Source organism: Erwinia aphidicola, from assembly GCF_014773485.1.
GTDB lineage: Bacteria > Pseudomonadota > Gammaproteobacteria > Enterobacterales > Enterobacteriaceae > Erwinia > Erwinia aphidicola.
In genome coordinates this window covers 250,611-263,728 of record NZ_JACXBP010000002.1, presented here as the reverse complement: position 1 = coordinate 263,728, position 13,118 = coordinate 250,611, and the positions used below count along the sequence as shown (strand labels likewise).

12 protein-coding genes are annotated in these 13,118 nt (G+C 58.4%); 8 read left to right on the top strand and 4 right to left on the bottom strand.

The window, feature by feature from the left end; all coding sequences use genetic code 11:
- Positions 1-217 precede the first annotated feature (217 nt).
- The 5 genes from deoC (at position 218) to ID864_RS05585 (ending at position 5,699) form a co-directional block, all read left to right on the top strand.
- Entirely contained in the window at positions 218-997 is a 780-nt protein-coding gene (deoC, locus tag ID864_RS05605) for a deoxyribose-phosphate aldolase (protein ID WP_048914748.1), read from the top strand.
- Between the two features lie 175 nt (positions 998-1,172).
- Positions 1,173-2,495: a thymidine phosphorylase gene (gene deoA / locus ID864_RS05600; RefSeq protein WP_048914749.1), complete on the top strand. Its 1,323-nt coding sequence runs from the start codon at positions 1,173-1,175 to the stop codon at positions 2,493-2,495.
- Between the two features lie 63 nt (positions 2,496-2,558).
- A complete protein-coding gene (gene deoB / locus ID864_RS05595; RefSeq protein ID WP_191149532.1) occupies positions 2,559-3,782 on the top strand; it encodes a phosphopentomutase in 1,224 nt (407 codons plus the stop codon).
- 29 nt (positions 3,783-3,811) lie between these two features.
- Positions 3,812-4,531: a purine-nucleoside phosphorylase gene (gene deoD, locus ID864_RS05590; protein WP_048914751.1), complete on the top strand. Its 720-nt coding sequence runs from the start codon at positions 3,812-3,814 to the stop codon at positions 4,529-4,531.
- A 157-nt stretch (positions 4,532-4,688) separates the two neighbouring features.
- Positions 4,689-5,699 carry a zinc-dependent alcohol dehydrogenase family protein gene (locus tag ID864_RS05585; protein ID WP_099754975.1) on the top strand — a complete coding sequence of 337 codons (1,011 nt, stop codon included), beginning with the start codon at positions 4,689-4,691 and terminating at the stop codon, positions 5,697-5,699.
- 104 nt (positions 5,700-5,803) lie between these two features.
- On the opposite strand, the gene ID864_RS05580 is transcribed toward ID864_RS05585, so the two are convergent.
- On the bottom strand, positions 5,804-6,181 hold the full coding sequence (locus tag ID864_RS05580; RefSeq protein WP_048914753.1) for a DUF4354 family protein: 378 nt from the start codon (positions 6,179-6,181) through the stop codon (positions 5,804-5,806).
- A 132-nt stretch (positions 6,182-6,313) separates the two neighbouring features.
- The gene (locus ID864_RS05575; protein ID WP_048914754.1) at positions 6,314-6,973 is read right to left on the bottom strand and encodes a YtjB family periplasmic protein; all 660 of its coding nucleotides are present in this window, start codon (positions 6,971-6,973) and stop codon (positions 6,314-6,316) included.
- Positions 6,974-7,107: 134 nt separating this feature from the next.
- Here ID864_RS05575 and serB point away from each other — a divergent pair, with 134 nt between their 5' ends.
- The 3 genes from serB to nadR are packed head-to-tail and all read left to right on the top strand — an operon-like array spanning position 7,108 to position 10,725.
- Positions 7,108-8,085, top strand: a complete 978-nt coding sequence (gene serB / locus ID864_RS05570) for a phosphoserine phosphatase (protein ID WP_191149531.1) — start codon at positions 7,108-7,110, stop codon at positions 8,083-8,085.
- Positions 8,086-8,094: 9 nt separating this feature from the next.
- The gene (gene radA, locus ID864_RS05565) at positions 8,095-9,477 is read left to right on the top strand and encodes a DNA repair protein RadA (RefSeq protein ID WP_048914756.1); all 1,383 of its coding nucleotides are present in this window, start codon (positions 8,095-8,097) and stop codon (positions 9,475-9,477) included.
- A 15-nt stretch (positions 9,478-9,492) separates the two neighbouring features.
- Positions 9,493-10,725, top strand: a complete 1,233-nt coding sequence (nadR, locus tag ID864_RS05560; protein ID WP_048914757.1) for a multifunctional transcriptional regulator/nicotinamide-nucleotide adenylyltransferase/ribosylnicotinamide kinase NadR — start codon at positions 9,493-9,495, stop codon at positions 10,723-10,725.
- On the opposite strand, the gene ID864_RS05555 is transcribed toward nadR, so the two are convergent.
- Entirely contained in the window at positions 10,716-11,903 is a 1,188-nt protein-coding gene (locus ID864_RS05555; RefSeq protein WP_099754976.1) for a hypothetical protein, read from the bottom strand. The two genes, nadR and ID864_RS05555, sit on opposite strands and share 10 nt — an antisense overlap.
- Before the next feature lie 208 nt (positions 11,904-12,111).
- Positions 12,112-13,113, bottom strand: coding sequence for a zinc-binding alcohol dehydrogenase family protein (locus ID864_RS05550; RefSeq protein WP_048914759.1), 1,002 nt, complete (start codon positions 13,111-13,113; stop codon positions 12,112-12,114).
- Positions 13,114-13,118: the final 5 nt, after the last annotated feature.

The following is a 13,118-nucleotide window of genomic DNA, read 5'->3' as shown; positions in this document are numbered from 1 at the left end:
AACATTTTCTTCTGGCTGGCTGTGGCTGCGTTATTGCGTGCCGCTCAGGGCGCCATGCGGTTAAATTGTGATGGGCGTCACTATTCATGCAATAATGGTGCAACTGTCATCTTTTTAATGTGAAACTACACGCAAAATAGCTCGCCACGGGCTGTTATAATTTTAACATTATCAGGTGCGCTGACCGTGCCTGCTGCTAAATTGTCTGGAGACAACCATGTCCGATGTAAAAACTCAGGCGCTGCGCGCGCTGCAGCTGATGGATCTCACCACCCTGAATGACGATGACACCGATGCGAAAGTGATCGCGCTGTGCCATCAGGCGAAATCCCCTGCCGGAAACACCGCCGCCATCTGCATCTACCCGCGCTTTATCCCGATTGCGCGTAAAACGCTGCGCGAGCAGGGCACTCCGGATATCCGCATCGCGACCGTCACCAACTTCCCACACGGCAACGACGATATTGATATCGCGCTGGCGGAAACCCGTGCTGCTATCGCTTACGGCGCGGACGAAGTGGACGTGGTATTCCCGTACCGTGCGCTGATTGCCGGTAATGAAACCGTCGGCTTTGAGCTGGTAAAAGCCTGTAAAGATGCCTGCTCTGCGGCAAACGTGCTGTTAAAAGTGATTATTGAAACCGGTGAGCTGAAAGAGGAAGCGCTGATCCGTAAAGCCTCCGAAATCGCCATCAAAGCGGGTGCGGACTTTATTAAAACCTCGACCGGTAAAGTGCCGGTCAATGCGACGCCAGAAGTCGCAGAGATTATGATGCGCGTGATTGCCGAGCAGGGCGTGAAGCAGCAGGTGGGCTTTAAGCCTGCTGGCGGCGTGCGCACCGCTGACGATGCGGCGATCTACCTCAAGCTGGCCGATGACATCCTGGGGGCGGAGTGGGCCGATGCGCGCCATTTCCGCTTTGGCGCTTCCAGCCTGTTAGCCAGCCTGCTGAATGCGGCAGGGCACAGCGGTGCGACCAGCGACAGCAAATATTAATTCCGGCATGCGGGTCAGGCATGCCTGACCCCTACGACGGTGCATAACTCGCCGCCGTCGGGCATGCTGATGCGAGACGGCGGCACAGGCAAACGTGCTGTTTACCCGTAGGGGCCGGGCATGCCCGGCCCGTAAATCCGTTGTTCGATTTTCAACTTAAATACCGGGGGTTAGCGTGTTCCTGCCACAAGAAATTATTCGTAAAAAACGTGATGGTCAGGCGCTGAGTGAAGAAGAGATCCGCTTCTTTATCAACGGCGTGCGCGACAACACGGTGTCAGAAGGGCAGATTGCCGCGCTGGCAATGACCATCTACTTCCACGATATGTCGCTGCCGGAGCGCGTGGCGCTGACCATGGCGATGCGTGATTCTGGTTCGGTACTGAACTGGAAGGCGCTGAACCTCAATGGCCCGGTGGTGGATAAGCACTCCACCGGCGGCGTCGGCGACGTGACCTCGCTGATGCTGGGCCCGATGGTGGCGGCCTGCGGCGGCTACGTGCCAATGATCTCCGGGCGCGGCCTGGGGCACACCGGCGGCACGCTGGACAAGCTGGAAGCGATCCCCGGTTTTGACATTTTCCCGGAAGATGACCGCTTCCGTCAGATTATTAAAGACGTTGGCGTGGCGATTATCGGCCAGACTAACTCGCTGGCGCCGGCGGATAAACGCTTCTACGCCACGCGCGATATCACCGCGACCGTCGACTCTATTCCGCTGATTACCGCCTCGATCCTCGCGAAAAAACTGGCTGAAGGGCTGGATGCACTGGTGATGGATGTGAAAGTAGGGTCAGGCGCGTTTATGCCGACCTATGAACTGTCGGAATCGCTGGCGCAGGCGATAGTCGGCGTGGCCAACGGCGCGGGTTGCAAAACCACCGCGCTGCTGACCGATATGAACCAGGTGCTGGCCTCCAGCGCTGGCAATGCGCTGGAAGTGCGCGAAGCGGTGCAGTTCCTCACCGGGGCTTACCGCAACCCGCGCCTGCTGGAGGTGACGATGGCGCTGTGCAGCGAAATGCTGATCTCCGGCGGCCTGGCCGCGACGGCGCAGGAGGCGCAGGCGAAGCTGCAGGCGGTGCTGGACAATGGCCGTGCCGCCGAAATCTTCGGCCGCATGGTGGCGGCGCAGAAAGGTCCGCTGGACTTTATCGAGCGTATGGACCACTACCTGCCCGCGCCGATGCTGAGCAAAGCGGTGTATGCCGACCGGCCGGGGATCGTCGGTGCCATGGATACGCGCGCGCTGGGAATGGCCGTGGTATCGATGGGCGGCGGGCGTCGTCGTGCCAGCGACAGCATTGATTACAGCGTTGGCTTCAGCGAGATGGCGCAGCTGGGCGACAGCGTTGATGCGCAGCGCCCGCTGGCAGTGATCCACGCGGCGACGGAAGCCAGCTGGCAGGAAGCCGCCGCCGCCGTGAAGCGCGCGGTGGCGGTGGGCAGTGAACAGCCGCAGGTAACGCCGGTTATCTATCGCAGAATCTCGCAATAACGAGTATTCTGTTCTGATCGCATTTTTTTAATGCCTATCGCGACAATCGCGCAGGAGACCAGGATGAAACGTGCATTTATCATGGTGCTCGATTCCTTTGGAATCGGCTCCAGTAAAGACGCCGACAAGTTCGGTGATGAAGGCTCGGATACGCTCGGCCATATCGCCGAGGCGTGCTTCAGGGGTGAAGCAGACAAAGGGCGTAAGGGCCCACTCCATCTGCCGAATCTGACCGCCTTAGGGTTGGGCAAAGCGGCAGAGGCCTCAACCGGGAAATTCCCGCCGGGGCTGGACAAAGAGGCCGAAATTATTGGCGCTTATGCCTACGCCAGCGAGCTCTCCTCCGGGAAAGATACGCCGTCCGGCCACTGGGAAATCGCCGGGGTGCCGGTGCTGTTTGACTGGGGCTATTTCAGCGACGTGGAGAACAGCTTCCCGCAGGAGCTGCTCGACCTGCTGGTGGAAAAAGCCAATCTGCCGGGTTATCTCGGCAACTGCCACTCCTCCGGTACGGTGATCCTCGACCAGCTCGGCGAAGAGCATATGAAAACCGGCAAGCCGATTTTCTATACCTCCGCCGACTCGGTATTCCAGATTGCCTGCCATGAAGAGACCTTCGGCCTTGACCGTCTGTATGCGCTGTGCGAAATAGCGCGCGAAGCGCTGACCGAAGGCGGTTACAATATCGGCCGCGTGATCGCCCGTCCGTTTGTTGGTGATAAGCCGGGCAGCTTTGAGCGCACCGGGAACCGTCATGACCTGGCGGTGGAGCCTCCGGCCCCGACCATCCTGAAAAAACTGGTGGACGAGCAGGGTGGGGAAGTGATCTCCGTCGGCAAAATCGCGGATATCTATGCCCACGTTGGCATCACCAAAAAGGTGAAAGCCACCGGGCTGGACGCGCTGTTTGACGTTACCGTTGAAGAGATGAAAATTGCCCCGGATAACAGTATTGTGTTCACCAACTTCGTTGATTTCGACTCAACGTGGGGACATCGCCGCGATATCCCTGGCTATGCCGGTGGTCTCGAGCTGTTTGACCGCCGCCTGCCGGAGCTGATGGCGCTGGTCAAAGAGGGCGATATTCTGATCCTCACCGCCGACCATGGCTGTGACCCAAGCTGGCGCGGCACCGAGCACACCCGCGAGCATATCCCGGTGCTGATCTACGGCCCAGGCGTGAAACCGGGCGATTACGGCTATCGCGACACCTTCGCCGACATTGGTCAGACGGTTGCCAGCTATTTTGGCCTGTCGCCGATGGAATACGGTAAAAGTATTCTTTAAACCCCATTTAATAAGATTAAGGATTTAACATGGCTACGCCTCATATTAACGCTGAGATGGGTGATTTCGCTGACGTGGTACTGATGCCGGGCGACCCGCTGCGCGCTAAGCACATCGCGGAGACCTTCCTGCAGGACGCGGTCGAAGTGAACAACGTGCGCGGCATGCTGGGTTATACCGGCACCTATAAAGGCCGTAAGATTTCAGTGATGGGCCACGGTATGGGTATTCCATCCTGCTCCATCTATGCGAAAGAGCTGATTACCGATTTCGGCGTGAAAAAAATCATCCGCGTCGGTTCCTGCGGTGCGGTGCGCAGTGATGTGAAACTGCGTGACGTGGTGATCGGCATGGGTGCCAGCACCGACTCCAAAGTGAACCGTATGCGCTTCAAAGACCATGATTTCGCAGCGATTGCCGATTTCGACATGGTGCGCAACGCGGTTGATGCGGCTAAAGCGCTGGGTGTGGATGCCCGCGTGGGTAACATCTTCTCGGCGGATCTGTTCTACACCCCGGACCCGCAGATGTTCGACGTGATGGAGAAGTACGGCATTCTCGGCGTGGAGATGGAAGCCGCGGGTATCTACGGCGTGGCGGCAGAGTTCGGCGCGAAAGCGCTGGCGATTTGCACCGTGTCTGACCATATCCGCTCCGGCGAGCAGACCACCGCCGCCGAGCGTCAGACCACCTTCAGCGAAATGATCGAGATCGCGCTGGAGTCCGTCCTGCTGGGTGACAAAGAGTAACCCCGGACCGACGGGCTGACCGAAAAAGAGGGTCAGCCCCTACGACTTCGGTGTTACCCAATAGGGTAGGGGTCGACCTTTTTTCCGGTCGACCCGGTTTGCCCCTACAATTAAAGGAAAGGTCGCGTGTTTGCGATCGATGAACAGGGAGAACGTTATGAATTCACGCGCGATGTTCGTCAATGCCGGTGGCGGCTTTGACCATGTCTTTCCCGGCGAAAGCCCGGCTGCCGCCCCCAAAAGCGGCGAAATTACCGTGCGCCTGCACGCCAGTTCCCTTAACTTCCATGATTACGCGGTGGTCTGCGGCATTATGCCCCCTGCGGAAAAACGTATCCCGATGGCCGACGGTGCCGGAGAGGTGATCGCCGTTGGCCCCGACGTCAGCGAGTTTGCCGTGGGTGATGCGGTGGTCAGCACCTTCTTCCCCGACTGGCTGGATGGCGACTCGGCGGAATCGAGCTTTATGAATACGCCGGGTGACGGTATCGACGGCTATGCGCGCAGCGTGGTGACCGCGCGCGTCAATGCCTTTACCCGTGCCCCCAAAGGCTGGAGCCACGCTCAGGCCTCAACCCTGACCACCGCCGGACTGACCGCCTGGCGTGCGCTGATGGTTGACGGGCAGCTGAAACCCGGCGACAGCGTGCTGGTGCAGGGCACTGGCGGCGTGTCAATTTTTGCGCTGCAGCTGGCAAAACTGGCGGGCGCGACGGTGATTGCGACCTCCTCCAGCGACAGTAAACTGCAGAAGCTGCTCGACCTGGGCGCGGATCACGTCATCAACTATCGCAAGCACGCTAACTGGGGCGAAAAGGTTCAGCAGCTGACGCGCGGGCGGGGTGTTGACCATATTATCGAAGTGGGCGGGCCGTCGACGCTGGAGCAGTCGCTGATCGCCGCACGGATTGGCGGCCATATTGCGATGATCGGCATTCTTACCGGCATGGCGGGCGAGCTGCCGGTGATTAACGTGCTGCTGAAGCAGCTGCGTCTGCAGGGTGTGCTGGTGGGCAACCGCAGCCAGCAGCTGGCGATGATCCGTGCGCTGGATGCCAGTCCGCTGCGCCCGGTGATCGACCGCCAGTTTGACCTTAGCGAAATGGTGGATGCCTTCCGCTATCAGGAATCGAATCAGCACTTCGGCAAGATTTGCCTGAGCATCTGACGCAGCGGGCACGGTGCCGCTGCGCCGTGCTTCTACCTGAATTATCTATTGAAGTATCCACTTCTAAGGCGGCTTGCAGAGAATCTGCAGGCCGTTTGACGGCGTTACTGGCAGCTGTCGCTGATTTTGACGATGACCGCCTGATAGACGCTGGCATCATCAGCGGAGAAGATCGCCAGCCCTTTGTGGTTGCCCTGCGCGGGCAGCTGGCCGCTCAGCAAAGCGTCATCAACCGTATCGAGCTTAAAACGTTTATCATCTGGAGAGAGGGCAGTCAGACAAAGGTTCCTCAGGTTGATAGCCTTATCGGATAAATTCGCCAGAGTCACTTCAAAACGTTTGGTGAACACCTGTTTCGCGCCGGTGGAAATTGACCCTATCTCCTGCTGTGTGGCAATAACGGCAATCGAGTCTGTCTTCGCCGCGACGGCGGAAAAACTGAGAATAGCGGTGAAAAAGAGGGCGAGTTGATTCCGTTTCATTTTATGTTCCCCGAACCGTGACAGTCAGAAAGCGCGTGATGCGCGGGTGAAAGCCTAACATGCGTGGGATAGGGATTAACGTACAGGTCAGCAAGAGCTATTCCTGGTGAATAGCTCTATTTGCCGGGGGGATCAGCGCGGGGTCTCTTCCGGTTTTTCGTCCTCGTCGTCATCCTCTTTTACCGGGTTATTGGCGGTGAGCAGGAATGGCGACTGCTGCCAGCGCGTACGGCGCGCGCGCAGCAGGGTGCGGGTCAGGATAATCCCGATAGCCAGCGCCAGCAGCATCATCAGGCGCAGAATGTTGGTGGTGTTATCCACCTGCTTGGATTCCGTCACCAGCACGTGGGTATCCAGCGTAACGCGCAGGGAGCCGCGCGGACCCTCCTTTGTCGCCAGCGGCTCAACAATCTGATGGTTAAAATAACTACCGGCACGCTGGCCGTCGAGCGCCAGGCGATCGCGCACGTTGATGTTTTCACCACTGTGGGCGATGAGGCTGCCTTCATCGTCATACACTGAAGCATCAAGAATACGGCTTTCGTGCGTCAGCTGGTCGAGGGTGTCGACAATTTTCTGATGGTTATCATCGCTGTTTTCCATCAGCGGGGTCAGATTCCACGCTACCTGGCGGGTCAGCGTATGCGCCAGCTCTTCCACCTGCTCGGAACGGGCCATCTGGTGCCCAAGGCTGAACCAGGAAGCACCCTGCATCAACACCACTAACAGCGTCAGGCAGATCAGCACGATCACCGTACGGTGCAGGCGAAATTTTAGTTTGGCTTTAGCCATCTTGACCCTTCAGACTTGGTAGAGGAACCGGCTCCCGGTCCTTAGCTTTATGTTGCCAGAACACGCTGTAACAAGGTAGCCTCTTGCATTATTTTGCGCAGAATTGCGTGTTGAATGTCCCTACAGGAGCTGTAATGCCAAATAGTCTGACCTGGTGCGACCTGCCTGCTGAAGTCTCTCTCTGGCCGGGGTTACCTCTTTCATTAAGCGGTGATGAAGTGATGCCGCTGGACTACCGCGCCGGCCGTAGCGGCTGGCTGCTGTATGGACGCCAACTCGACAAAGCGCGCCTGACCGAATATCAGCGCCAGCTGGGCGCGGCAATGGTGATCGTCAGCGCGTGGGTGGTGGAAGATTATCAGGTCGTGCGCCTGGCCGGATCGCTGACCCCGCTGGCAACCCGGCTGGCGCATGACGCCGGGTTTGACGTGGCGCCGATGGGCAAGATCCCGCATCTGAAAACGCCGGGCCTGCTGGTGATGGATATGGACTCCACCGCGATTGAGATCGAGTGCATTGATGAGATTGCCAAACTGGCCGGCAGCGGCGAGCAGGTGGCGGAAGTGACCGAGCGGGCGATGCGCGGCGAGCTGGACTTTGCCGCCAGCCTGCGTCAGCGCGTGGCTACCCTGAAAGGGGCCGATGCTAATATCCTGAAAGCGGTACGCGATACGCTGCCGCTGATGCCGGGCCTGACCTCGCTGGTGGCCAGGCTGCAGGCGATGGGCTGGGAAGTGGCTATCGCTTCCGGCGGCTTCACCTACTACGCTGAGCATCTGCGCGACACCCTGCACCTCTCTGCGGTGGCCGCTAACGTGCTGGAGATCGAGGACGGCAAGCTGACCGGTGAAGTGCTGGGCGATATTGTCGATGCGCAATATAAAGCCGACACCTTGCAGAAGCTGGCTCAGCGCTTCAATATCGCGCCTCAGCAAACCGTGGCCGTCGGTGACGGGGCCAACGACCTGCCGATGATCAAAATTGCCGGCCTTGGTATTGCCTATCACGCCAAGCCGAAAGTGAATGAACAGACCGCTGTGACGATCCGTCACGCGGATTTAATGGGCGTGTTCTGCATTCTGAGCGGCAGCCTGATTTTTGACGAGCGTTAAGGGGACGATTTGGCCAAAGCGGTAAAGCGCGCCTTTGTATGTAACGAGTGCGGCGCAGACTATCCTCGCTGGCAGGGGCAATGCAGCGCCTGTCATGCCTGGAACACCATCACCGAGATGCGGCTTGCCGCCTCCCCCACCGTGGCGCGTAACGAGCGGCTCTCCGGCTATGCGGGCAGTGCGGGCGTCAGCCGCGTGCAGAAGCTGTCGGAAATCAGCCTCGACGAACTGCCGCGTTTCAGCACCGGTTTTAAAGAGTTTGACCGCGTGCTTGGCGGCGGCGTGGTGCCGGGCAGCGCTATTCTGATTGGCGGTAACCCCGGGGCGGGGAAAAGTACGCTGCTGTTGCAGACTCTGTGCAAGCTGTCAGAGAGCATGAAAACCCTGTACGTCACCGGGGAAGAGTCGCTGCAGCAGGTGGCGATGCGCGCCCATCGTCTGGGATTACCCAGCGAAAATCTGAATATGCTGTCGGAAACCAGCATCGAGCAGATCTGCCTGATCGCCGAGCAGGAGCAGCCGAAGCTGATGGTGATCGACTCGATCCAGGTGATGCACATGGCGGATATCCAGTCTTCGCCGGGCAGCGTGGCGCAGGTGCGCGAAACCGCCGCCTACCTCACGCGCTTCGCCAAAACCAAAGGCGTGGCGATTGTGATGGTCGGGCACGTGACGAAAGATGGCTCGCTGGCTGGCCCGAAGGTGCTGGAGCACTGCATCGACTGTTCGGTGCTGCTTGATGGCGATGCCGACTCGCGTTTTCGCACGCTGCGCAGCCATAAAAACCGCTTTGGCGCGGTGAATGAGCTGGGCGTGTTTGCCATGACCGAGCAGGGGCTGCGTGAAGTCAGCAACCCGTCGGCGATCTTCCTGAGCCGGGGGGATGAAGTGACTTCCGGTAGCTCGGTGATGGTGCTGTGGGAGGGAACGCGCCCGCTGCTGGTCGAGATCCAGGCGCTGGTCGATCACTCAATGATGGGCAACCCGCGTCGCGTGGCGGTGGGGCTTGAGCAGAACCGCCTGGCGATTCTGCTGGCGGTGCTGCACCGCCACGGCGGCCTGCAAATGGCCGATCAGGACGTGTTTGTTAACGTGGTTGGCGGGGTGAAAGTCACTGAAACCAGCGCCGATCTGGCGCTGATGCTGTCGATGGTCTCCAGCCTGCGCGACCGCCCGCTGCCGCAGGATCTGGTGGTGTTTGGCGAGGTTGGGCTGGCCGGGGAGATCCGTCCGGTGCCAAGCGGCCAGGAGCGTATTTCTGAAGCGGCCAAGCACGGATTCCGCCGCGCGATTGTACCTGCCGCCAACGTGCCGAAAAAATTGCCGGAAAACATGAAAGTGTACGGCGTGAAAAAGCTGGCCGATGCGCTCTCTATCCTTGACGATCTCTAATTGCCGGAGGCATAAATGTCGTCTTTTGATTACCTGAAAACCGCGATTCGCCAGCAGGGCTGTACTCTGCAACAGGTGGCGGACGCCAGCGGCATGACCAAGGGCTACCTCAGCCAGCTGCTGAATGCCAAAATCAAAAGCCCCAGCGCGCAAAAGCTGGAGGCGCTGCATCGCTTTCTCGGCCTGGAGTTTCCCCGCCGCGAGAAAACCATCGGTGTGGTGTTCGGCAAATTTTATCCGCTGCATACCGGGCATATCTACCTAATCCAGCGCGCCTGTAGCCAGGTCGACGAGCTGCACATCATCATGGGGTATGATGAGCCGCGCGATCGCCAGCTGTTTGAAGACAGCGCGATGTCGCAGCAGCCGACGGTTAGCGACCGCCTGCGCTGGCTGCTGCAGACCTTTAAGTATCAGAAGAACATCCGCATTCATTCGTTTAATGAAGAGGGGATGGAGCCGTATCCGCACGGCTGGGACGTCTGGAGCAAAGGGGTGCAGGCGTTTATGGACGATCGCGGCATCGTGCCCAACTGCATTTACACCAGCGAAGAGGGTGACGCCGAACAGTTCAGCGCGCAGCTCGGGGTGGAGACGATCGTCATCGATCCGCAGCGCTCGTTTATGAGCATCAGCGGCGGCCAGATCCGTCAGGATCCGTTCCGCTACTGGGAATATATTCCGACCGAAGTGAAGCCGTTCTTCGTGCGCACCGTGGCGATCCTCGGCGGGGAGTCGAGCGGCAAATCGACGCTGGTTAACAAGCTGGCGAATATCTTCAATACCACCAGTGCGTGGGAGTTCGGCCGCGATTACGTCTTCTCACACCTCGGCGGCGACGAGATGGCGCTGCAGTATTCTGACTATGACAAAATCGCCCTCGGCCAGGCGCAGTACATCGATTTTGCGGTGAAGTACGCCAATAAAGTGGCGTTTATCGATACCGACTTCGTGACCACCCAGGCGTTTTGTAAAAAGTATGAAGGGCGCGAGCACCCGTTTGTGCAGGCATTGATCGACGAGTATCGCTTCGACCTGGTTATTCTGGTGGAAAACAACGTCCCCTGGGTGGCCGATGGTCTGCGCAGCCTCGGCAGCTCGGTCGACCGTAAAGAGTTCCAGTCGCTGCTGATCTCGATGCTGGAAGAGAACAACATCAGCTACGTGCGCGTCGAGCAGGATAACTACGACGAGCGCTTCCTGCGCTGCGTCGAGTTAGTGAAAGAGATGCTGGGCGATCAGAAATAGTAGCCAATATTGACGTTGCTGCGGAAATACCACTTACCGCTACCGGGGGACTGAGTGCTGGTCCAGCCGGTGGCGTTAAGCGCACCGCCCCAGGGATTGGCGTTTTTTGCCCAGGTTAAATCCAGCCAGAACATCACCGGCAGCGCAAACAGCTGCATTCCCAGCGTGTTCATCTGCGAGTCATCCCAGCTGCCTTTATCTTTCCACAGCACGCTGTAATCATCATAAAAGCGCAGTTTGCTGATCGGGCCAAAATCGACTTTAACATCGCGCGCGATATTCAGCGCCGCAGTGGTGGCTTTAGCCGGGATCAGATAGGCAGGCGACAGCCCATTGGTTCCCATCAGGATGGTATCTTTATCACCCCCGCTGGGGTTCTTCGCCGCGTAAGCATAGCGGATCGCCTGGGTGCTGAGCTGCCACGGTCCGTTGTTCAGCGTGGCGTGCAGCCCGCCCGACCAGAATGAGCCGTTATCGCCGCTGCGGTGGTTATACAGGCGCGAGGCCGCCAGTGAGCCGCCCAGCTCGCTGTGCCAGCTGCCGCTGTCAAACTCGCGCGCCAGCCGCAGGTTAAGCTGATCGCGCTTCTCATTGAGCTGCAGGTGGTGCGGGCCATATATTGTGCCTTTCAGCTCGCCGTAATAGCCCACGTCCGGCGCATAGCGCACCCCCTCAGGCAGCATTTTGGCAAAATACGCCGCCTCCAACGTCCAGTTATTCGCCCGGTAGCGATACTTAGCGCCGAGCCCGCTGTTGACCGCAAAGCCGAGATAAAACGGAATATCATATGACCAGCCAAACTGCGGATAGGGGGCCAAACCAAAAGGTTTCTCCGGTGCGCCGATCTGAATCTGCTGGTCGCGGTTAACTTGGTAGCCAATATAGGCGCGGTCAATAGCATATTTGCGCTGGTCCTGAAACCAGAAGCCGGAATCAAAAAAGAAATTATCTGCATGGCCGCTGGCATCAATGCGAAAAGTATCAAAACGCAAATGGGGCTGGCGGCGGTTGCGGCTGGTGTTCCAGTCTTCATAGCGATAGTTGGCGCGCAGCGCGCCGCCAATATCAATGCCCTGTTGACCATCCGCGCTCTGCCAGTGCAGGTGGGGCGGGGCGCTGGCGGCCTGAACGCCGCTGCTGAGGCAAAATGTCAGTAACAGCTGCTTTATTTTACGCATAACGATCCCTCGTCTTTTTCCTTAATTAAAGAAAAAATCCATGAAGTATTAAATATGAAACTTGCGCGGGTTAAATTACCGTTGAACCATAAAATAACCAGCAGCTATGTCAAGATGAAATAAATGGAAGTGCCAGCGGGGTAAAATAAAAAAAGATATTACGGCGGGATGTTTCATGGGCGAACCAAATAAGGTCCGCCCGTCGGAATTAATAGACCATCACAACCTTGCCGCGCATGTGACCTTCCAGCACCTGCTTATGGGCCGCGGTCAGCGTGTCGACGCTTAAGCCGTGCAGGGTCTGGCTCAGCGAGGTAGTGACTTTCCCCTCATCCAGCAGTTTTGCCGTGGCGTCGAGGATCTCCCCCTGGCGCGCAATATCCGGGGTGTTATACATGCTGCGGGTGTACATAAACTCAAAGTGCAGCGCGGCGCTTTTCAGCTTCAGCTGGTCCATGCTCAGCGGTTTTTCATTCTCAACGATGGTACAGATTTGCCCCTGCGGCGCGATAAGCTGGCTCATCGTTTCCCAGTGGCCGTCGGTATCGTTCAGGCAGAAGATATAGTCCACCTGCTTGAGGCCATGTTTCTCCAGCTCTGCTGGCATATCCTGATAGTTAATCACCAGGTCCGCGCCGCGATCTTTACACCACTGCACCGAGTCCGGGCGCGAGGCGGTGGCGATCACTTTGACCTTGGTGTGCAGCTTAGCAAACGGGATCGCCAGCGATCCAACGCCACCGGCACCGCCGACGATCAGCAGCGTTTTACCTTCTGCAGCGCGGTCAAGCTGCAGGCGGTCGAACAGGCCTTCCCATGCGGTAAGCGCGGTCAGTGGAATAGCCGCAGCCTGCGCCCAGTCGAGCGAGCGCGGCTTGTGCCCGGTGATACGCGCATCAACCAGCTGCTGGCTGGCGTTGCTGCCGGGGCGAGTGATGTCCCCGGCGTAGTAGACTTCGTCACCCGCTTTAAAGCCGCTGACCTTACTACCTACCGCCAGCACCACGCCGCTGGCATCCCAGCCGAGAATACGCGGCTGCTGCAAGCCATTTTTCTGCGCACCCTTATGCACTTTGGTATCCACCGGGTTGACCGAGGCGGCTTTCACTTCAACCAGCAGATCAAACTCGCCCGGGGTGGGCTGCGGCTGCTGGATTTCAATAAAGCTCTGCGGATTTTCTGGATTGATAGCAATCGCTTTGATTGTCATAGCAC

Coding starts and splice junctions, on each gene's coding strand:
- ID864_RS05555 (WP_099754976.1), bottom strand. CDS start 11,903: ATGCGTAAAATAAAGCAGCTGTTACTGACATTTTGCCTCAGCAGCGGC.
- ID864_RS05585 (WP_099754975.1), top strand. CDS start 4,689: ATGAATTCACGCGCGATGTTCGTCAATGCCGGTGGCGGCTTTGACCAT.
- ID864_RS05580 (WP_048914753.1), bottom strand. CDS start 6,181: ATGAAACGGAATCAACTCGCCCTCTTTTTCACCGCTATTCTCAGTTTT.
- deoD (WP_048914751.1), top strand. CDS start 3,812: ATGGCTACGCCTCATATTAACGCTGAGATGGGTGATTTCGCTGACGTG.
- serB (WP_191149531.1), top strand. CDS start 7,108: ATGCCAAATAGTCTGACCTGGTGCGACCTGCCTGCTGAAGTCTCTCTC.
- deoC (WP_048914748.1), top strand. CDS start 218: ATGTCCGATGTAAAAACTCAGGCGCTGCGCGCGCTGCAGCTGATGGAT.
- ID864_RS05575 (WP_048914754.1), bottom strand. CDS start 6,973: ATGGCTAAAGCCAAACTAAAATTTCGCCTGCACCGTACGGTGATCGTG.
- ID864_RS05550 (WP_048914759.1), bottom strand. CDS start 13,113: ATGACAATCAAAGCGATTGCTATCAATCCAGAAAATCCGCAGAGCTTT.
- nadR (WP_048914757.1), top strand. CDS start 9,493: ATGTCGTCTTTTGATTACCTGAAAACCGCGATTCGCCAGCAGGGCTGT.
- deoB (WP_191149532.1), top strand. CDS start 2,559: ATGAAACGTGCATTTATCATGGTGCTCGATTCCTTTGGAATCGGCTCC.